Origin of the sequence: Arthrobacter sp., assembly GCF_031179385.1 — a bacterium.
Lineage (GTDB): Bacteria > Actinomycetota > Actinomycetes > Actinomycetales > Micrococcaceae > Arthrobacter_D.
This window is the reverse complement of record NZ_JAPSHV010000003.1, coordinates 40,181-59,474: the sequence shown is the minus strand read 5'-3', so window position 1 is coordinate 59,474 and position 19,294 is coordinate 40,181. Positions and strand designations below refer to the sequence as shown.

The 19,294-nt window shown below is 64.1% G+C and carries 19 protein-coding genes; 13 read left to right on the top strand and 6 right to left on the bottom strand.

Annotation, left to right across the window (positions count from 1 at the left end; translation table 11 throughout):
* Positions 1 to 3: 3 nt before the first annotated feature.
* The 9 genes from RIF85_RS01340 (at position 4) to dhaM (ending at position 8,889) form a co-directional block, all read left to right on the top strand.
* Complete coding sequence (locus tag RIF85_RS01340; RefSeq protein ID WP_309070101.1) at positions 4 to 186, top strand: hypothetical protein; 183 nt, start codon at positions 4 to 6, stop codon at positions 184 to 186.
* Positions 187 to 281: 95 nt separating this feature from the next.
* The gene (locus RIF85_RS01335; RefSeq protein ID WP_309070100.1) at positions 282 to 605 is read left to right on the top strand and encodes an Lsr2 family protein; all 324 of its coding nucleotides are present in this window, start codon (positions 282 to 284) and stop codon (positions 603 to 605) included.
* Between the two features lie 118 nt (positions 606 to 723).
* A complete protein-coding gene (locus tag RIF85_RS01330) occupies positions 724 to 3,231 on the top strand; it encodes an ATP-dependent Clp protease ATP-binding subunit (RefSeq protein WP_309070099.1) in 2,508 nt (835 codons plus the stop codon).
* Positions 3,232 to 3,344: 113 nt separating this feature from the next.
* Positions 3,345 to 5,435 carry a prolyl oligopeptidase family serine peptidase gene (locus tag RIF85_RS01325; RefSeq protein ID WP_309070098.1) on the top strand — a complete coding sequence of 697 codons (2,091 nt, stop codon included), beginning with the start codon at positions 3,345 to 3,347 and terminating at the stop codon, positions 5,433 to 5,435.
* A 29-nt stretch (positions 5,436 to 5,464) separates the two neighbouring features.
* Entirely contained in the window at positions 5,465 to 5,974 is a 510-nt protein-coding gene (locus RIF85_RS01320; protein WP_309070097.1) for an amino-acid N-acetyltransferase, read from the top strand.
* A 45-nt stretch (positions 5,975 to 6,019) separates the two neighbouring features.
* Positions 6,020 to 6,274: a CsbD family protein gene (locus RIF85_RS01315; protein WP_375164375.1), complete on the top strand. Its 255-nt coding sequence runs from the start codon at positions 6,020 to 6,022 to the stop codon at positions 6,272 to 6,274.
* 249 nt (positions 6,275 to 6,523) lie between these two features.
* Positions 6,524 to 7,525, top strand: coding sequence for a dihydroxyacetone kinase subunit DhaK (dhaK, locus tag RIF85_RS01310; RefSeq protein ID WP_309070096.1), 1,002 nt, complete (start codon positions 6,524 to 6,526; stop codon positions 7,523 to 7,525).
* On the top strand, positions 7,526 to 8,164 hold the full coding sequence (gene dhaL / locus RIF85_RS01305; protein ID WP_309070095.1) for a dihydroxyacetone kinase subunit DhaL: 639 nt from the start codon (positions 7,526 to 7,528) through the stop codon (positions 8,162 to 8,164).
* On the top strand, positions 8,161 to 8,889 hold the full coding sequence (gene dhaM, locus RIF85_RS01300) for a dihydroxyacetone kinase phosphoryl donor subunit DhaM (protein ID WP_309070094.1): 729 nt from the start codon (positions 8,161 to 8,163) through the stop codon (positions 8,887 to 8,889). The genes dhaL and dhaM overlap by 4 nt, the downstream gene beginning before the upstream one ends.
* 30 nt (positions 8,890 to 8,919) lie before the next feature.
* On the opposite strand, the gene RIF85_RS01295 is transcribed toward dhaM, so the two are convergent.
* Positions 8,920 to 9,396 carry a hypothetical protein gene (locus RIF85_RS01295; RefSeq protein ID WP_309070093.1) on the bottom strand — a complete coding sequence of 159 codons (477 nt, stop codon included), beginning with the start codon at positions 9,394 to 9,396 and terminating at the stop codon, positions 8,920 to 8,922.
* Between the two features lie 66 nt (positions 9,397 to 9,462).
* Positions 9,463 to 10,389: an A/G-specific adenine glycosylase gene (locus tag RIF85_RS01290; protein ID WP_309070092.1), complete on the bottom strand. Its 927-nt coding sequence runs from the start codon at positions 10,387 to 10,389 to the stop codon at positions 9,463 to 9,465.
* 119 nt (positions 10,390 to 10,508) lie between these two features.
* Between RIF85_RS01290 and RIF85_RS01285 the strand changes: the two genes are divergently transcribed.
* The gene (locus RIF85_RS01285) at positions 10,509 to 11,171 is read left to right on the top strand and encodes a DUF4232 domain-containing protein (protein ID WP_309070091.1); all 663 of its coding nucleotides are present in this window, start codon (positions 10,509 to 10,511) and stop codon (positions 11,169 to 11,171) included.
* A gap of 19 nt (positions 11,172 to 11,190) precedes the next feature.
* Here RIF85_RS01285 and disA read toward each other — a convergent pair whose 3' ends face one another.
* The 4 genes from disA to RIF85_RS01265 all read right to left on the bottom strand — a co-directional run bounded on the left by disA (position 11,191) and on the right by RIF85_RS01265 (position 15,727).
* Positions 11,191 to 12,267 carry a DNA integrity scanning diadenylate cyclase DisA gene (disA, locus tag RIF85_RS01280; protein ID WP_309070090.1) on the bottom strand — a complete coding sequence of 359 codons (1,077 nt, stop codon included), beginning with the start codon at positions 12,265 to 12,267 and terminating at the stop codon, positions 11,191 to 11,193.
* A gap of 145 nt (positions 12,268 to 12,412) precedes the next feature.
* Positions 12,413 to 13,789: a DNA repair protein RadA gene (gene radA / locus RIF85_RS01275; protein WP_309070089.1), complete on the bottom strand. Its 1,377-nt coding sequence runs from the start codon at positions 13,787 to 13,789 to the stop codon at positions 12,413 to 12,415.
* Positions 13,790 to 13,830: 41 nt separating this feature from the next.
* Positions 13,831 to 14,958 (bottom strand): FUSC family protein, encoded by a 1,128-nt coding sequence (locus RIF85_RS01270; protein WP_309070088.1) that lies wholly within the window; start codon positions 14,956 to 14,958, stop codon positions 13,831 to 13,833.
* 10 nt (positions 14,959 to 14,968) lie between these two features.
* Positions 14,969 to 15,727, bottom strand: coding sequence for a hypothetical protein (locus RIF85_RS01265; protein ID WP_309070087.1), 759 nt, complete (start codon positions 15,725 to 15,727; stop codon positions 14,969 to 14,971).
* A gap of 262 nt (positions 15,728 to 15,989) precedes the next feature.
* Here RIF85_RS01265 and pstS point away from each other — a divergent pair, with 262 nt between their 5' ends.
* From pstS to pstA, 3 genes are all read left to right on the top strand, one after another.
* Positions 15,990 to 17,105, top strand: coding sequence for a phosphate ABC transporter substrate-binding protein PstS (gene pstS / locus RIF85_RS01260; protein ID WP_309070086.1), 1,116 nt, complete (start codon positions 15,990 to 15,992; stop codon positions 17,103 to 17,105).
* Positions 17,106 to 17,254: 149 nt separating this feature from the next.
* Positions 17,255 to 18,187 carry a phosphate ABC transporter permease subunit PstC gene (pstC, locus tag RIF85_RS01255; protein WP_309070085.1) on the top strand — a complete coding sequence of 311 codons (933 nt, stop codon included), beginning with the start codon at positions 17,255 to 17,257 and terminating at the stop codon, positions 18,185 to 18,187.
* The gene (gene pstA, locus RIF85_RS01250; protein ID WP_309070084.1) at positions 18,187 to 19,290 is read left to right on the top strand and encodes a phosphate ABC transporter permease PstA; all 1,104 of its coding nucleotides are present in this window, start codon (positions 18,187 to 18,189) and stop codon (positions 19,288 to 19,290) included. The genes pstC and pstA overlap by 1 nt, the downstream gene beginning before the upstream one ends.
* The last annotated feature ends 4 nt before the right edge of the window (positions 19,291 to 19,294 follow it).

The following is a 19,294-nucleotide window of genomic DNA, read 5'->3' as shown; positions in this document are numbered from 1 at the left end:
TTCATGGAGTATTTGACAGTTCTCCTCCCATCCCTCGCAGTGGGGCTCATCTTTTACTTCGTCATGAAGGCGATCTTCAATGCGGACCGGGCCGAGCGGGAAGCGGAATCGGTGGAGCGGACCAATCGGGAGAATGCAATAACAAAACTTCCACCGGAAGAGGATGCCGCAGCCGAGGAGAAGTAAGAACTCAGGTTCGATTCTTTCTCTTTGACGTTTGGCTTTATTGCGGAGGATAATTATTCTGGAATACTGATCCGGGGCCGATTGAGGAGATTATCGTGGCGCAGAAAGTCAAAATCATCCTGATTGACGACCTCGACGGCGGCGAGGCAGATGAAACCGTGAGGTTCGGCCTCGACGGTACGCAGTATGAAATAGACCTTTCGGCGGCACACGCCGAGGAGCTTCGAAGCGCTCTTTCCAGCTATGTCTCGGCAGGCCGGCGTGAAAGCCAGCCGAAACAGCGCCAGAGCGCACCGGCTTCCAGAAACCAGGAAGCCTCGCAAATCCGTGAATGGGCCAAAGCGAACGGCTACAACGTTTCCTCGCGGGGACGGGTCAATTCGGAAATCATCGAGGCATACCGCGCCGCACAGCGCTAGCTGGGTCTCGGGGCACGCACTCCTGCCTCACCGGGCTATCTCGCCTGTGGCGAACACGCCCCACAAGCCTTCCATCGGCACGTAGCATCGAATTACGCGTTAGCTAGGAGTGTGTCTCATGTTTGAGAGATTTACGGATCGTGCCCGTCGAGTTGTAGTGCTGGCCCAGGAAGAGGCCCGCATGCTCAACCACAATTACATCGGCACCGAGCACATCCTGCTTGGGCTAATTCATGAGGGTGAGGGCGTCGCTGCGAAGGCGCTTGAATCTCTCAGCATTTCCCTGGGCGCGGTGCGCGAGCAGGTGCAGGAGATCATCGGGCAGGGCCAGCAGGCTCCCTCCGGTCACATCCCCTTCACTCCGCGTGCCAAGAAGGTGCTTGAGCTGTCTCTCCGTGAGGCGCTCCAGCTCGGTCACAACTACATCGGAACCGAGCACATCCTGCTCGGCCTCATCCGCGAGGGTGAGGGCGTTGCGGCGCAGGTCCTGGTCAAGCTCGGCGCTGACCTGAACCGTGTCCGCCAGCAGGTCATCCAACTGCTTTCCGGCTACCAGGGCAAAGAGCCCGTGGCGTCCGGGGGTCAGCAGCAGGAGGGCACTCCTGCAGGTTCCGTGGTGCTGGACCAGTTTGGCCGCAACCTCACGCAGGCCGCCCGCGAGGGCAAGCTGGATCCGGTCATCGGCCGCGAGCTCGAGATGGAACGAGTGATGCAGGTCCTCTCGCGCCGCACCAAGAACAACCCGGTGCTCATCGGTGAGCCCGGCGTCGGCAAGACCGCCGTCGTCGAGGGTCTGGCACAGGCAATTGTCCGCGGAGACGTCCCTGAGACCATCCGCGACAAGCAGCTGTACACCCTGGATCTCGGCTCGCTGGTTGCCGGTTCCCGCTACCGCGGTGACTTCGAGGAACGCCTCAAGAAGGTTCTGAAGGAGATCCGCACCCGCGGTGACATCATCCTCTTCATCGACGAGATCCACACGCTCGTCGGTGCCGGTGCCGCCGAGGGCGCAATCGATGCGGCTTCCATCCTGAAGCCCATGCTCGCCCGCGGCGAGCTGCAGACCATCGGCGCAACCACGCTGGATGAGTACCGCAAGCACATTGAGAAGGATGCCGCGCTGGAACGCCGCTTCCAGCCCATCCAGGTTCAGGAGCCTTCGGTGGCGCACGCCATCGAGATTCTGAAGGGGCTGCGCGACCGCTATGAGGCGCACCACCGCGTGTCCATCACCGATGCGGCACTCGCCTCGGCCGCGAACCTTGCCGAGCGCTACATCTCCGACCGGTTCCTCCCGGACAAGGCAATTGACCTCATCGACGAAGCCGGAGCGCGTCTCCGTATCCGCCGCATGACCGCGCCGCCGGAGCTCAAGGAGATCGATGAGCGCATCGCCTCGGTAAAGCGGGAGAAGGAATCCGCTATTGACGCCCAGGACTTCGAGGGCGCCGCCCGCCTGCGGGATCGTGAGCAGAAGCTTCACGACGAGCGCATGGACAAGGAGCGCCGCTGGAAGTCCGGTGGTCTCGATGACATCGCCGAGGTTGATGAGGAACTGATCGCCGAGGTTCTCGCCAACTCCACCGGCATCCCGGTCTTCAAGCTCACCGAGGAAGAGTCTTCCCGGCTGCTCAAGATGGAAGAGGAGCTGCACAAGCGGGTTATCGGCCAGGACGACGCCATCAAGGCAATCTCCCAGGCAATCCGTCGTACTCGTGCCGGCCTCAAGGATCCGAAGCGCCCGGGTGGCTCGTTCATCTTCGCCGGCCCTACCGGTGTGGGTAAGACCGAGCTGGCCAAGGCGCTGGCGGAATTCCTCTTCGGCGACGAAGACGCCCTGATCACGCTCGACATGTCGGAATACTCCGAGAAGCACACGGTTTCCCGTCTCTTCGGAGCGCCCCCGGGGTACGTGGGCTACGAGGAAGGCGGACAGCTCACCGAAAAGGTCCGTCGTCGTCCGTTCTCCGTGGTGCTGTTCGACGAGGTGGAGAAGGCGCACGCCGACCTCTTCAACTCGCTGCTGCAGATCCTTGAGGATGGTCGCCTGACCGACAGCCAGGGCCGCGTGGTGGACTTCAAGAACACCGTGATCATCATGACCACCAACCTGGGTACGCGGGACATCTCGAAGGGCGTCATGACCGGCTTCCAGTCGGGCACCGACACCAACACGAGCTACACACGCATCAAGGCGAAGGTCACGGAAGAGCTCAAGCAGCACTTCCGCCCCGAGTTCCTGAACCGTGTTGATGACACCGTGGTGTTCCCGCAGCTGACACAGGACGAGATCATCCAGATCGTCGACCTGTTCCTGGAGCGCCTGAGCAAGCGCATGGCGGACAAGGGCATGAGCATCGAGCTCACTCCCGCAGCCAAGGTGCTGCTCGCCACGCGCGGCTACGATCCGGCGATGGGCGCACGGCCGCTTCGCCGCACCATCCAGCGCGAGATCGAGGACCAGCTGTCCGAGAAGATCCTCTTCGGAGACCTGAAGTCGGGCGAAACCGTCTCGGTAGACGTCGAGGGCGAAGGCGACGATGCTCGCTTCACCTTCGTCGGACACGGCGCACCCAAGGAGATCGAGGATGCACCGCCCGCGATCGAGGCTGTCGTTCCCGAGTGACTGTAACTGCCTGATCGAAAATGCCCGCACCGCATCGCCGGTGCGGGCATTTTCGTCAGGTGCGGCCGGCGCTGACTGTGAAGCAGGACACATCCGGTGATAAAGATTGATGCATGACATCTGCATCCGATTCGCCCACCCCCGCTGAATCTGCCTCTGCCTTCCACGACCTGGACCGCTTCGTTTCCCTCCCGCGATTGAGCGGTCTGACCCTGAGTATTGACGGCACACGGCTTGTTACCTCGGTAGCCACCCTCAACCCCAAGGGCACCGCATACGCCACAGCGCTATGGGAACTGGATCCCACGGGACACGAGCCCGCTCGGCGCATTACCCGCAGTTCGAAGGGGGAGTCAGGCGCCGCGTTCGTGCCCAGCGGTGACCTGCTCTTCACCTCCTCAAGGCCGGACCCGGACGGATCCGATGAGGATCCCGTCGCAGCGCTGTGGAAACTCCCCGCAGCCGGGGGCGAGGCCCGCATAGTTCATTCCCGGCCAGGAGGTATTCAGTCCGTCATCGCTGCAGCGAAAGCGGACGCCGTCGTCGCAGTAGCGGAGGTGCTGGCGGGATCTACCGATGAGGCGGACGATGAGGTGCGCCGTAAGACGCGCAAGGAAGCCGGGGTCGCTGCGATTCTGCACAGCGGCTACCCCGTGCGCCACTGGGACGCCGATCTGGGGCCGGCGGAGCCCCGCTACTTCCTGCTTGAGGAGGACGTCCAGCGCGAGGCTGAACCGGTCACAGTCGACGATGAACCCCGCCTCACACTTCGCAACGTCACCGCCGACTTCGGTCCGGGCCTGCGAAACGCCACTCCCCGGTTGAGCCCGGACGGCACGTTCCTGGTTACCTCCCACACCGTGCCTCTCGCCGGCGGTGATCAGCGGTCGGTTCTTGTGCGGGTTGAGGCTGCGACGGGGGAACGCACTGTCCTGCTGGACCACCCGGATTTCGATTACGACGCCGGCCCCATCAGTCCGGACAGTTCAACGATCGTCGCGGTGGTGCGCCGCCGGACCGGTGCTGATGTGCCGCCCAACGTGGAGCTTGGTCTTCTTCCCGCCCTGGGTGGGCACCTGACACCGCTGGCGGACGCCTGGGACCGCTGGCCCTCTCCTGCCGCCTGGCTGCCGGACGGCAGCGCCCTGCTCGCTACAGCCGACGACGACGGCGCCTGCCCGGTCTTCTCGGTGGACGTGACCTCCGGCCAGGTCCGCAGAGTGACCATGGACGCTGCGGCGTACACCGACGTCGTGGTCTCACCCGACGGTGACACTGCCTACGCCCTGCGCAGCTCGTACGAGTTCCCTGCCGAGCCGGTTCGTATTGACCTTGCTACCGGGACGGTCGTGCCGTTGCCCGCTCCGAGTGCGCGGCCTGAGCTCCCGGGCCGGCTCGAACGCGTGGAGACTGTCGGAGCGGACGGGCACCCCGTGAAGTCCTACCTCGTCCTGCCGGAAGGAGCGGACGGATCAAAGCCGGCGCCCCTCCTGCTCTGGATTCACGGCGGACCGCTTGGATCGTGGAACGCCTGGACGTGGCGGTGGTCGCCCTGGCTGCTGGCAGCAAAGGGGTACGCCGTGCTTCTGCCGGATCCCGCTCTTTCGACCGGGTACGGCCAAAAGATGATCGAGCGTGGCTGGGGTGCCTGGGGAGACGCGCCGTACACGGACCTGATGGCGGCGACGGACGCCGTGGTAGCCCGCTCGGACATCGATGAGAACCGGACTGCCGCGATGGGCGGCTCCTTCGGCGGCTACATGGCCAACTGGGTAGCCGGCCACACTGACCGTTTCAACGCAATCGTCACCCACGCGAGCCTCTGGGCGTTGGATCAGTTCGGCCCAACCACCGACGCCTCCTTCTACTGGGAGAAGGAAATGACGCCGGAGATGGCGCTGGCTAACTCCCCGCACGCCCACGTGGGGAAGATCAGCACCCCGATGCTCGTCATCCATGGAGACAAGGACTATCGGGTGCCGATCGGCGAGGGACTGCGACTCTGGTACGAATTGCTGTCCAAGTCTGCGCTGCCGGCAGGCCCCAACGGGGAGACCGAGCACCGATTTCTTTACTTCCCTGACGAAAATCACTGGATCCTCAAACCGCAGCACGCGAAGATCTGGTACTCCGTCGTCGAGCACTTCCTCGCGCGGCACGTACTCGGTGAGAAGGTCGACCTGCCCGCCGAGCTGGGAATCTAGCGGGCGCGCAGGTCCCTAGACTGGATCAGATGAGCCACTCCTTTCGAATCCGTCGCGCAACTACCGCTGATGTGCCGATCATCAAGCAGCTCGTGGCCCCGCTCGCGGAAGAGCGCATCCTGATTGCGAAGGAAACGGTCGCCTACTACGAGGGTCTCCAGGAGTTCAAGATCGCCGAAGACGACGACGGCGGTGTGCTGGGGTGTGGCGCACTGCATGTGATGTGGGAGGACCTCGCGGAAATCCGTACCCTTGCCACCGCAGAGGGAGCACGAGGCAGGGGAGTAGGCAGCGCCGTCGTCAATTCTCTGCTGGAGGAAGCGCGCGCAATCGGAGTGCGGCGGGTTTTCTGCCTGACCTTCGAGGAGGCGTTCTTCCGCCGGCATGGGTTCCGGGTAATGGAGGATCAGTCGGCGGTTGATCCCGTCGTGTACTCGGAGCTGCTGCGCTCGCACGACGAGGGTGTGGCGGAGTTTCTGGACCTGGCGCGGGTGAAGCCGAATACGCTCGGCAACACAAGGATGATCCGGGAGTTGTGACCTCTGCCTAGCCAGAGGCTCTTCCCGCCGATATAATAAGGGTGCTTGGTATTTGAGACGAAAGTTCGGATATCGGGTGAGTCCTCCCGACTGGAGGACGGACACGTCGACGAAAGGCGGAACGCCATGGGTGCAGACGAGAAAGCGCAGAACAACGCCGAGAAGCTGGGTGGAAAAATCCAGGAAGGCCTGGGCAAGGCTACCGGCAACAGGGACATGGAAGCCGAAGGTCAGAAAGACCAGAGCAAGGCCAACCTCAAGAACGCCGGCGAGAACATCAAGGACGCGTTCAAGAAATAGGCGGCACTGACTACGGCGGCACCAGCCCGTCACCTGTGGGAAGGACCAATTGGTCCTTCCCACAGTTGTTTCCGGGGGCTGGCGGCTCAGGGTCGGACGGATAGGGTCTGGGCAACCGTCACTGCCGCAGAGTACTGTTCAAATACCCTCGCGACCCGCCGGGTGAGGCTTCTTGCTGTAGCGGACACACAGCGGGTCGATCAGTGGCGAACCGGTTTTCACCCGTCGATCACCGTCAAGGAGACTCGCATGAAGAAGCTGATCAACGACCCGCAGGCAGTAGTCACCGAATCCGTCGAGGGATTCGGTGCCGCGCACGCTGACCTGGTCGAGGTTCATTCCGATCCACTGTTCATCACCCGAAAGGGCGCGCCGGTTCAGGGCAAGGTGGGTTTGGTATCCGGCGGCGGAAGCGGCCATGAACCCCTTCACGCCGGATTTGTGGGCCGGGGAATGCTTGATGCTGCGGTGCCCGGTGCTGTCTTCACCTCGCCCACCCCGGACCAGATCATCCCTGCCACCCTCGCTGTGGACGGCGGCGCCGGCGTTCTTCACATCGTGAAGAACTACACCGGCGATGTGCTGAATTTCGAAACGGCCGCAGAGATGGCGCAGGCGGAGGGGGTTGAGGTCCGCTCCGTCCTGATCAATGACGACGTCGCGGTGGAGGACTCGCTGTACACCGCCGGCCGTCGTGGCGTTGGCGGGACGGTGCTTGTGGAACGTATCGCCGGCGCGGCAGCGGAGCGTGGTGATTCCCTCGACGCCGTCGCGGAGATTGCCCAGCGCGTCAACGACAACGTCCGCTCGATGGGCGTGGCGTTGTCCGCCTGCACCGTGCCGCATGCCGGTGTACCCAGCTTCGAGCTGACCGAGGAAGAAATTGAAATTGGCATCGGCATTCATGGAGAACCGGGCCGGCATCGCATCTCGATGGAGAAGGCTGACGGTATAACGGACCGCCTTCTGGAGCCGATCCTCAGTGACCTGAAGTCGGCGGAAGGCGACCGTGTTCTGTTGTTCGTCAACGGTATGGGCGGAACCCCTGCCAGCGAGCTCTACATCGTGTACCGCCGGGCTCGTCAGGTTCTTGCTGAACGCGGCGTCTCCGTCGAGCGGTCCCTCGTGGGCAACTACATCACGGCATTGGAGATGGAAGGCGCGTCGATTTCAGTGCTGAAGCTGGACGATGAAATGGTGGAACTTTGGGACACGCCGGTGTGGACGCCGGCCCTGCGATGGGGAGTGTAAATGGGTTTGACTGCACACTGGGCCGAAGCCTGGATCCGTGAGTCCTCCAAGGTCCTCACAGAGCATCGCGCTGAATTGATCGAACTTGACCGCGTCATCGGCGATGCAGACCACGGCGAGAACATGCAGCGCGGTTTCGCGGCCGTAACGGCAAAGCTCGACGGCGGCGGACAGGACACACCGGCGGCGGTCTTCAAGCTCACGGCCATGACCCTGATGTCCACCGTCGGCGGAGCGGCCGGACCCTTGTACGGCACGGCGTTTCTTCGCGCGGCCACCGCGCTTGGTGACGCAGCGGAGATCGATCCTGCCGCCGTCGTCGCTTTTCTGACGGCAGCACGCGACGGCGTGGTGGCACGCGGCAAGGCGGAGCCGGGGGACAAGACCATGATCGACGCCTGGACTCCCGCGGTGGAGGCCGCCGAAACGGCGAAGTCGGCGGGTGCCTCGAGTACGGAGGTGCTCGAGGCCGCCGCCAACGCCGCGCAGGCCGGCGCTCTGGCAACTGAACCGCTCATCGCACGGAAAGGCAGGGCAAGTTACCTGGGTGAGCGCAGCGCGGGCCACCGCGATCCGGGTGCGCAGTCCACGGCCCTGATTCTTCAGGCAGCAGCAGACACCGCGGGGCGGGAGCAGTGACCGTCGGGCTGGTCATCGTTTCCCACAGCAGCAAAATCGCCGAGGGCGTGATTGAGCTCGCTGCACAGATGGCGCCGAACGTTCAGATGGTCGCCGCCGGCGGCACCAGTGACTCCCCGCCGCGAATCGGTACGAGCCTTGAGAAGGTGCAGTCGGCGCTCGAAGAGGCAGATCAGGGTGACGGGGTGGTTGTGCTCACTGACCTCGGCTCCGCGGTCATGACTGCGGAGATGACACTGGAATTTCTCGCTCCCGACGCCCGCTCGAGGATCCGGCTGCCCCGGGCTGCCCTGGTGGAAGGCTCGGTAGCGGCGGCGGTGCAGGCGGAGTCCGGCAGTACGGTCGACGAGGTTGCAACGGCAGCCGAGGGTGCCGTCGTTTCAATTGACCCCGAGTCACTTGAGCCGTTTGTGTCCCACGGGGCGGCCGCTCCTGGCCACTCGTTACCGCTGGACGAACCCGCCGGAATCCCGGTGACCGGCGCCTGGACGCTGCCGAACAAAATGGGATTGCATGCGCGGCCTGCTGCCGTGCTCGCCAGGGCGCTCACCGATCTGGACGCCGAGGTGACCATCAACGGCGTCGACGGAAAATCGGTGATGCTGCTGATGTCGCTCGCGCTCGGCGAGGGGCAGGAGCTTCGCGCCGAAGCAACCGGCCCGCAGGCGCAGGAAGCCATCGAGTACATCGCGGGTGCGGTCAAGGCAGGGTTCGGCGAACTCTAGTCCGGAATCCCGGGTCAGACCGGTCCCGCGTCAGGCGGACAAAGCGCCACGGTCCAGGGTGAGGGAAAGCTGGAGCGCCTCGCCAGGGCAACCGCGACCGTTGGGATAGACCACTTCCGGAGTGGCAGCAGTGCGGTAATACTGTCCGCCGGATATCACCGTCACGCCAATCTCTTCGGCGGTCAGCCCATCAACGCTGACGAAGCCCACCAGGGTGCCGTTCGGCCGCGCACTCCCTGCGCAGCTGCCGTCCGGCTCGTCAGAGTCGCAGCCGAGATCGACCGTCTCACTTCCGGGGTGAAGCTCCAGCTGATAGGTCCGGCAGCCGTCAATGCAGACCTCGAGCACAGGGTTCTCGATCGCGTCCGCCATGTCCTCCCCGACAGTGACTGATACGCCGGGCTCGGCGCCGATCTCCGTGCACGCAAGCGGGCTCGCTCCGCCGCCGGCACACGCGGTGCAGAGCACAGCGGCGGTGAGTGCCGGGGCTGCCCGGATGAATCCCATGGAAGCAGGATAGGCCTCAGCGGGAGAGCCGGCGGATACGATCCGGTACCAATCCCGCCGCGCCATTCAGCGAGCGGGTAACTGCAGTCCGTGCAATGTCTCTTCAGCAAGCCCGTCAGACAGGAGGCCGTCGAGCGCGCGCTCCAGCTGCTCGAGTGGTGCGTTCAGCCCGTACAGTTTCTCCAGGGTCGCGGGGGTGCCGTGTGTCAGCTCGACAGGGCGCTCATGAATCAACGACCGCGGAACGGGGGTCTCCGCGTGGCGCAGGACGTGCATGATGGCGCCGCGCACCTGCCGGTCCGTGCCCGCCCAGGACTGGCCCTTCGGCACGTAGGTGGGGGCAGGTCTCCCCGCCGCGACCCAGGCACAACGGTCGAGGACAGGACAACGTTCGCAGGCAGGTGTCCGGGCGGTGCAGATGAGCGCACCCAACTCCATCACGGCGACGTTCCATCGCACGGAAGCGTCGTCGTCGTCGGGCATGAGGTTCGCGGCCCGCTTCATCTCAGCCGCGGTCAACGAGGGCGAGGGCAGTGCCGCGCCGCCCACCAGGCGGGCCTGCACCCGCCGGATATTGGTATCCACAACGGTCTCCCTGCGCCCGAAAGCGAAGGCGGCGACGGCGGCAGCGGTGTAGGTGCCGACACCTGGCAACGCCAACAGGGCATCATACGAGCTGGGCACCTCACCGTGATGACGGACGACGACGGCGGTCGCCGCAGCGTGCAGGCGGAGCGCCCTTCGCGGGTAGCCCAGTCGACCCCAGTGCCGAACTGCCTCGCCTGACGGAACGGCGGCCAGGTCGGCCGGCGTCGGCCAGCGGGTCACCCACTCCTCCCACACGGGCAGCACCCGGGAGACCGGTGTCTGTTGAAGCATGATCTCGCTGACCAATACGCCCCACGGCGTCCGGGAGGGTAAACGCCACGGTAGGTCGCGGGCAGCATTATCGAACCAGTCGCTCAGGCGGGCATGCAGCACTGCAGTGTCCACGGTGAGCTCCAGGTGTTCGGTAAAAGGGCAGGATCCACCTTATCGAAGCTCGGTCGGAAGTGGAGGCTTTGCGGCGTGGTGCGCACTGCTGCTGCCCCCGTGTCTCTTAGCCTTGAATCATGAGCTCGGCAGGAGGTACAGGCAGCAGCCGGGTGAGAATCCCCCGGCGGAAACCGAGCCCACAGGTGTACCGGCGTCGACGCCAGGTGGCCGCGGTTTTGGCGCTCTTGCTTCTAGGCGCTCTGGTGTGGGCGGCCATCGCCATCGCGGGCCTGTTCCGTGGTGATCCGGAGCCTACTCCCGTCGCGGCAAACTCCGCAGGTGCTGTTCCCGAAGCTACCGCGTCCGCCCCGGCTACCGCTTCACCGTCTCCGACACCGTCCGCAACCGCCAGTGAGAGCTGCAACCCGGCCGCTGTCAAAGTCACCGGCAGCACCGACTCGGAGAGCTACGCAGAGGACCAATCGCCGGTCCTGTCCCTGACTGTCAGCAACACCGGTGATGTTCCTTGCCCGATCAACGTCGGCACTTCCCAGATGGAATTCCTCATCACCAGCGGCGATGACCGCATCTTCTCGTCCAGGGACTGCCAGGAGGGCGCGGAGGACCTGGAGGTGACCATCGAACCGGGAGATTCGGAGACGGCGCGGTTCACGTGGGGGAGGATCCGCAGCACGCCCGAGTGCGCCGCAGTCGACGCAGTGCCCGGAGCCGGCCAGTACGTGTTCCAGACCCGCCTGGGCGAGCGCGTCAGCGACGAGGTCTCGTTCAGCCTTGAGTGAGGGTTGGTCTCAGGCGCGGCTACATGAAGCGGTCGAGCAGGCTGGTTTCCGCGATTCTTGAGAGACCTTCACGGACGGTGCGGGCGCGCTGATCACCGATGCCGTCCACGGCCATCAGGTCATCGATATTGGCGGCCATGAGGTTCTGCAGCCCGTCAAAATGATCGACCAGCCGGTTGGCGACCGTGGGAGGAACCGCCTTGATACCGGAGAGCAACCGGTAGCCCTTGGGTTGCACTACGGCATCCAGCGAATCCGACGACGGGTTGAAACCAAGGACGCTGGCAATGGTTCCGAGGTCGATCAGGTCCGTCGAGCTGAACCCCTGGAGGCGTGCCAGCTGTTCCTCGACAGGCGCCGCGTTTCCATCCAGCCCGGAGTAGTCACGCAGCACCATCTCGCTGCCCGGGCCTAGGCCCGTGGTGAGCTCTTCCACCTGTAGCGACAGGAGACGGCCGTCGATGCCCAGCTCGAGTACGTACTGGGAAATCTCCTCGGAGATGCGACGCACCATTTCCTGGCGCTGCAGGGTGACTGCTACGTCCCGAACAGTGACCATCGCTTCAATCTCAAGAGCCGAGAGCGACCCCGTGACCTGGTCCAACCGCGCACGGTACCGCTCAAGGGTGGCCAGCGCCTGATTGGCGCGCGCCAGCACCGGCTCGGAACCCTCGAGGACGTGCCGCAGGCCGTCAACGTAAAGCGCAATGATCTGCATGGACTGGCTGACAGAAATAACGGGGAAACCGGTCTGGATTGCCACGCGTTCGGCGGTTCGGTGCCGGGTGCCTGATTCCTGCGTTTCGATGCGGTGGTCCGGCACCAGCTGCACGCCGGCGCGGAGGATGTTGCTCGCGTCCCGGTCACAGACTATTGCACCGTCCATCTTGGCGAGCTCCCGCAGGCGCGTCGGCGAGAAGTCGATTCCGATGTCAAAGCCGCCCGAACAAATTGAATCCACCGTGCGGTCGAACCCCAGAACAATCAGGGCGCCGGTGCGGCCGCGCAGGATTCGCTCAAGGCCGTCGCGCAGCTGCGTACCCGGCGCTACCCGCGCAAGGGTTGCCTTCAGCGCGTCCTCCGGACTGCGTGCCATCTCACTCCCTCTTCCTGCCGGACGGGCGAATGCACGATCCGGCAGTTCCTAATCCTATGGGAGCGCGCAATCGGCTGTTGGCCCCGTTTCTGCTCAAATCCATAACGTTCGGATCTGTTACGCCCCGAAACGACCAACGGCAGCGTCAGAAGAGCAGTTCCAAAGCCTCCGTGAGGGTGCTGATCTGCTTCACGGTGAATCCGGCCGGTATGCGGCCGGGCCCGTTCGGCGACTCCGGTACGACGGCGTGGGTGAAGCCCAGGCGCTCAGCCTCCTGGATGCGCCGGGAGATGCCCGGAACGGGACGTACTTCCCCGGCAAGGCCCACCTCGCCGAACGCAATCATGCGGGAGGGGAGTGCCTGGTTGGTTTTGGCGGACGCAATTGCCAGCGCCACCGAGAGGTCCGTTGCCGGTTCGCTCAGCTTCACGCCGCCTACCGTCGCGACGTAGCTGTCGTCCTTGTGAAGTTGCAGCGACGCACGCCGCTGCAGGACGGCTAGGAGCATGGATACCCGGGAGCCATCCAGGCCGCTGGTGGCGCGGCGCGGCTGTGCGTTCGCTGACTCGGCAAGGAGGGCCTGAACCTCCGCCAGCAACGGCCGCCTGCCCTCCAGCGTGACGGTGATGCAGGTTCCCGCGACGGGTTCCTTGGTGCGGGAGACGAACAGCCCGCTGGGATCAGCAAGACCCTCGATGCCTGTGTCCGTCAGGTCGAAGCACCCCACCTCATCCGTGGGACCGTAACGGTTCTTGACTGCGCGCATGAGACGGAGGCGTGAATGCCGTTCGCCCTCAAACTGGCAGACGACATCCACCAGGTGTTCCAGCAGCCGGGGTCCCGCGATGGAGCCGTCCTTGGTGACATGCCCAACCAGCAGCGTGGTCATGCCCCGGGTCTTGGCAGCATTAATCAGGGACGCAGCCACTTCCCGTACCTGGGTAACCCCGCCGGCGCTACCGTCCACCGCCGGGCTGCTGAGGGTCTGCACCGAGTCCACAATGAGCAATGCGGGATCCACCTTCTCGACCTGGCCGAGCGCCTGGCTGAGGTCTGACTCCGCGGTCAGATAGAGCGTGTCCGCGAGGGCACCGATGCGCTCCGCCCGGAGTTTCACCTGCGCCGAGGACTCCTCACCGGTGACGTAGAGGACCGTACGTCCCAGCCGTGCCACCCGTGCCGCGACATCCAGGAGCAGGGTGGACTTGCCGACGCCGGGTTCACCGGCGACAAGGATGACTGCTCCCGGCACCAGCCCACCGCCGAGGACCCTGTCCAGTTCACCTACTTCAGTGGGCTGGTAGGAAGCGGTGGTGGCGTCCACATCGGCGATGCGGAGGGCCGGCCGCGCAACGGTAGTAGCCGCCGTCGTACGGGCAACGCCTGCTGCGGCGGTTTCCTCCACTGTTCCCCAGGCCTGGCACTCGCCACACCTGCCGACCCATTTGGCGGTGGTCCAGCCGCACTCTCCACAGCGATAGGCGGGGGATTGGGCGCGCGAGCGCGCGGTCTTTGTTGCCATGACTCAAACGTACCGGGTGCTTCTGACAGTCCTGTCGAAGCTCACAGCTTCGGCAGGTAGCCGGCGGCATCCTCGTGCGAAAGGCCGGTGGCTTCGAGCAGGTCGACGACGAGGGGCCGGTACAGGATGACGAGGCCCTCACCCTCGAGGCGCGTCACGTTGAGCCGGGCAGGATGCAGGACCGTGGCGACGGCCGCCAGATCCTCACGGGCCCTTCGCAGGTGCTGATCCCTTTCGGAGGCGGAGGACGAGTGAAGTGCCAGCGCGAGGACATCCACGGCGTCGGCGGTCTCCTCGATCACCTGCGCGAGTGACTGCACCGCCTCGTCCGAGAGGGCGGCGTGGTTGATCACGGACGTCAGGCGTCGGGAGAACACCCGGCTGTTGCGGATGGCAAGGTCAATGAAACCAATCGACCCCCGAAGCTCACCGAGCTCACCCCGATGCCTCCGGTATGCCGGTGATATCCGGGCGACCTCGGCAGCCGCGCGCATCGAACCGGACAGGCCGTCCATGAGCGGCTGACAGTTCCGTGCCCTCACCAGCGCGTGCCAGGCCTGAGTCGAGTCGCTCGCGGAGAGCGCCCGCGAGTTCTCGCGGAGCACGCCCGAGAGCTCGCCGAGCAGTTTGCGCACATCACCCTTCGGTTCGCGGCGCGGGTCGCGCGGCATCACCATGGTGATCAGCAGGGCGAAGACGCCACCGACGATGGCATCCACACTGCGCGTGAACGGCCCGCCGTCCGGAGCGGGCAGCAGCACAACCAGGAGGGACTGCAGGGCAAGTTGGGTGGTGAAGATGGTGCCGCTGTCCAGAAAGCGGGCCAGGAGTACAGAGATAAAAAGCACGACGGCGGCCTGCCACAGTCCCGTGCCCAGCACGGCAAGCAGAACATCGCCCACGGCGATTCCCAGTGTGCAGCCGAAACCGACCTCGAGCACGCGGCGCAACCGCGGATCGCGGGAGAAGCCCAGGGCGATGAGGGATGAGGTGGCGGCGAAGAGGGGACCCTCATGGCCCAGTACCTGCTCGGCGAATGCGTATGCGCCCACGGCGCCGACGGTGATCTGGACGGCCGGGAGCAGGGAGGATCGGCTGCGGCGCAGACCGACGCGGGATCGGTTGCGCACGAAGGAACGTGCACGGTCCACTCTGGATCGCCGGGTCATACGCCTGACCCTACCGCCGGTCGCGGTCCATGAGGGTGAAGCTGGTTGCCCTGCCGCTGGTCCGCGTCCGGACGGCGGCGAGCGGAGCTACCAGCAGGAGTGAACCGGCAATCAGCTCCATGAACTCCTCGAGATGGGAGAGCAGCTCCAGGGCGATCACCGGCGCCCCGAGGCGAATTAACTCACCGGCGACGAACTCCAGCCCGACGGCGGCGAAGAGCAGTGTCGCTATGCCAAGCACTATCAGCCGGGTCGATTTTTCGGGCAGGCGGCGGGTGCTGATGATTGCCATGATCAGGACGACCGCCGCCAGCGGAACGCCGAGGATCAACCAGACGAAGGTGAAATCCGGTACCTCTGCAAATTGCAGGACGAGGGCGTCGAGGCGTTCATGGAGCTGGGTGCCTTCATCCAGGGAAAAGAGGAAGACTATTCCGCCAAGAATCCACCAGGCAGCGGCGCCCCTGATTTTTTGGTGTTGGGCCAGGACCGCGACGAACACAAGGCTGGTGCTTGCTGCGGCAAGCTGCGCAACCGACCACCAGGTGGGGAAGTTGCCTTCGCCGTTCACATCGAAGTAAGCGCTGAAGGGAGTTGCTCCTCGCTCCTCGCCGGTGAGAAAGGGAGAAATGAGACTGAGTGTCACAACCAGGACGTGAACCACCCCGAGCGGGAACAACAGGCGGCGCCAGCGCAGCGGGTGGTCATGCCCTCCGACCGAGGACCTTTCATCCGTCTCCGGATCCTCCGGCCGGTTTTCGGTGGTCATGCGTTTAACGCTAGTCCGTCTCCTGGGGAAAAGGATGAGACCTAAATAACCCATTCAATCCAAAGCACAAGGGCCGCGGACGAAGTTGGGGTAAATATCCTCCCAGCGTTCACTTTCCGTTCACTTTCACCGGTCAGTCTCGTTACCTGCGGTGCCTAGCGTGTCATGCGTACCGAATCTCGTACAGACAACTGTCGAAGACAGGATCCGTGCCTTTTGTGAGCACCGACTGTTCAAAAACCCTGGAAGGGGCAATATTCAAGTGAAGGCTCTTCGCTTTGGCCGCGCTGCGGCAGTAATCTCTGTGGCCGCTCTGGCTCTCACGGCGTGTGGCTCGGACAACGCCGTCACTCCGGCGTCGGAGGGCGAGTCAAGCGCAGCCCCCGAAAGCACCGTTTCCGGAACCCTGACCGGCGCCGGCGCCTCATCGCAGCAGGCAGCAATGACCGCATGGAAGGCCGGCTTCGAGGAACTGAACACTGATGCAACAGTCCAGTACTCTCCGGACGGCTCCGGCGCGGGACGTGAAGCATTCCTCGCCCAGGCCGTGCAGTTCGCCGGTTCCGACGCATACCTGAAGGATGAGGAGTATGAAGCCTCCAAGGAGATCTGCGGACCTGATGGCGCGATCAGCATCCCTGCCTACGTGTCGCCGATCGCCGTAGCCTTCAACCTGCCGGGCGTTGAGGCAGTCAACCTCGATGCAGAGACCATTGCGTCCATCTTCAAGGGCGAAATCACCAACTGGAACGACGAGGCAATCGTCGCCCAGAACGAGGACGTCGATCTGCCCGACCTCGCGATCACCGTAGTTCACCGCGCCGACGAGTCGGGCACCACTGAAAACTTCGTCGAGTACCTTGCTGCCGCTGCACCTGAGCAGTGGACCTACGAGGTGTCCGGTGACTGGCCTTCGGACATCGTCGCTGAGAATGCCCAGGGAACCAACGGCGTCGTTTCCACGACCTCGGCAACCGAGGGCGCTATCACCTACGCTGATGCTTCAGCTGTGGGCGACCTTGGACAGGTGCACGTGCAGGTTGGCGAAGAGTATGTAGAGCTGAGCGCCGAGGCTGCTTCGCGTGCAGTTGAGGTAGCTACTCCTGTTGAGGGCCGTGGAGACCTCGACATGTCCCTCGACCTTGAGCGTGATACCACTGAATCCGGTGCCTACCCGATCGTTCTGATCTCCTACCACGTGTACTGCACCACGTATGAGGACCAGGAGACCGTGGACCTCGTCAAGGCCTTCGCCACCTACGCAGTCAGCGAAGATGGCCAGGCAGACGCAGAGGGTTCGGCGGGCAACGCCCCGATCTCCGAGACCCTGCGCGAGCAGGCAATGGAAGCCATCGATTCCATCACGGTTGCTTCCTAATCAGCCGACAATGCCCCGCCTGGCCGATCCCGGCCCGGCGGGGCAATTGGCTGTCTGCAACCCAAGCGGGTTGCGGGTACCTTGTAAGAGCGAGACAGTAGCGTGAGCGCTGTCCCATTTGATTCCGCGCAGCGCCGAAAGGTCCACACGTGTCCACCAATGCAGTGAAACGAACGGGTGGTGCAGGTCAATCCGGAGACAAGATCTTCTCCGGCGCCAGCCTGCTAGCCGGCTGTTTGATCCTGGCAGCCCTCTTCAGCGTCGCCGTGTTCCTCATCATCGAAGCCCTTCCGGTCCTCGGTGAAGACCCAGCGGAGATCACCGGTGGTCAGGGCTTCTTCTCCTACATCTTCCCGATCGTCATCGGCACTATCATTGCGGCAGCGATTGCTCTCCTCATCGCGACACCGCTTGGCATCGGCGTTGCGCTGTTCATCTCACACTATGCGCCCCGCAGGTTCGCCCAGGGCCTTGGATATGTGATCGATCTTCTCGCCGCCATCCCGTCGGTGGTTTACGGTGCCTGGGGTTACGCCGTCCTGGCTCCGCAGTTGGCCCTTGCTTACGCATGGCTGGCAGAGAATGCCGGGTGGGTTCCACTGTTCGAAGGCCCCGCAAGCCAGACCGGACGCACCATTCTTACCGCCGGCATCGTCCTCGCAGTTATGGTCCTGCCGATCATCACCTCGCTGAGCCGTGAAATCTTCCTTCAGACGCCGAAGCTTCACGAAGAAGCAGCCCTCGCCATGGGAGCCACACGGTGGGAAATGATCAGCATGGCGGTTCTGCCGTTCGCCCGTCCGGGCATCATCAGCGCCGCAATGCTGGGTCTGGGCCGCGCGCTCGGCGAGACGATGGCTGTGGCCCTGGTTCTCTCGGGAGGTGGGTTGACCGCGAGCCTGATCACGTCCGGAAATCAGACAATCGCTGCGGAAATTGCGCTCAACTTCCCGGAGGCATATGGCCTGCGGCTGGCCGAACTCATCGCAGCCGGCCTGGTGCTCTTCGTCATCACGCTTGCCGTCAATGTCATCGCACGGTGGATTATCAGCCGGCACAAAGAATTCTCAGGGGCTAACTAATGGCCAACGCCACTCTGACTCCGCGTCGCTCCCAACTGACCAAGGGCAAGATGCCCTCCTACACCCTCTGGGTGGTGCTGGCAGGATCACTCGTGCTGGGTGCTGCGCTGGCCGCCCTGGTCGGCTTCAGCCTGGTGCCCTGGGCCCTGTTCAGCGCGCTGATCTTCATCGTTGCAGGAACTGCTGCCACCGGCGTTATCGAAGGGGCGCGCAAAGCGCGCAACCGTCTGGCGATGTTCCTGGTTTACGGTGCATTCCTGGTGGCGCTGCTTCCCCTGTTGTCGGTGATCTGGACCGTGCTGGAGCGGGGGTTGCCCGGGCTGACCTACAACTTCCTGTTCACTTCGATGAACGGCGTTACCGGAGCGATCGACAACCAGACTGTCGAAGAGGGCACGCCGGTTCTTGGCGGTGCCTACCACGCCATCATCGGTACGCTCCAGATCACCCTGTGGGCGACGCTCATCTCCGTACCGATCGGCCTGCTCGCGGCCGTGTATCTGATCGAGTACTCAACGGGCGGCAGGCTCGCAAGGGCCATCACCTTCTTTGTCGACGTGATGACCGGTATCCCTTCCATCGTCGCCGGCCTCTTCGCGGCGGCACTGTTCGGCCAGTTGTTCGGCCCTGGAACCCGTACGGGGTTCGTTGCCGCGGTGGCGCTGTCCGTCCTGATGATCCCGGTAGTGGTGCGCTCCACTGAGGAAATGCTGAAGATCGTCCCGAATGAGCTTCGGGAAGCCTCTTATGCGTTGGGCGTGCGCAAATGGCGAACCATCACCCGGGTGGTCATTCCGACGGCGATCTCCGGCATCGCGTCCGGTGTCACGCTCGCGATCGCCCGCGTGATCGGAGAGACCGCTCCGATTCTGGTGACTGCCGGATTCGCCAGCGCGATCAACTGGAACGTGTTCGGTGACTGGATGAGCACCCTGCCCACGTTCATCTACTACCAGATCCTCACCCCGACCTCCCCAACGGCCACCGACCCCAGCACGCAGCGTGCGTGGGCGGCCGCGCTGGTGCTGATCATCATGGTCATGCTCCTGAACCTCGTGGCGCGCCTGATCGCCCGCCTCTTCGCTCCCAAGACCAGCCGCTGACCCG

Coding starts and splice junctions, on each gene's coding strand:
- RIF85_RS01285 (WP_309070091.1), top strand. CDS start 10,509: ATGAGCTCGGCAGGAGGTACAGGCAGCAGCCGGGTGAGAATCCCCCGG.
- disA (WP_309070090.1), bottom strand. CDS start 12,267: ATGGCACGCAGTCCGGAGGACGCGCTGAAGGCAACCCTTGCGCGGGTA.
- radA (WP_309070089.1), bottom strand. CDS start 13,789: ATGGCAACAAAGACCGCGCGCTCGCGCGCCCAATCCCCCGCCTATCGC.
- RIF85_RS01270 (WP_309070088.1), bottom strand. CDS start 14,958: ATGACCCGGCGATCCAGAGTGGACCGTGCACGTTCCTTCGTGCGCAAC.
- RIF85_RS01320 (WP_309070097.1), top strand. CDS start 5,465: ATGAGCCACTCCTTTCGAATCCGTCGCGCAACTACCGCTGATGTGCCG.
- RIF85_RS01265 (WP_309070087.1), bottom strand. CDS start 15,727: ATGACCACCGAAAACCGGCCGGAGGATCCGGAGACGGATGAAAGGTCC.
- pstA (WP_309070084.1), top strand. CDS start 18,187: ATGGCCAACGCCACTCTGACTCCGCGTCGCTCCCAACTGACCAAGGGC.
- dhaK (WP_309070096.1), top strand. CDS start 6,524: ATGAAGAAGCTGATCAACGACCCGCAGGCAGTAGTCACCGAATCCGTC.
- RIF85_RS01340 (WP_309070101.1), top strand. CDS start 4: ATGGAGTATTTGACAGTTCTCCTCCCATCCCTCGCAGTGGGGCTCATC.
- RIF85_RS01330 (WP_309070099.1), top strand. CDS start 724: ATGTTTGAGAGATTTACGGATCGTGCCCGTCGAGTTGTAGTGCTGGCC.
- dhaL (WP_309070095.1), top strand. CDS start 7,526: ATGGGTTTGACTGCACACTGGGCCGAAGCCTGGATCCGTGAGTCCTCC.
- RIF85_RS01295 (WP_309070093.1), bottom strand. CDS start 9,396: ATGGGATTCATCCGGGCAGCCCCGGCACTCACCGCCGCTGTGCTCTGC.
- RIF85_RS01325 (WP_309070098.1), top strand. CDS start 3,345: ATGACATCTGCATCCGATTCGCCCACCCCCGCTGAATCTGCCTCTGCC.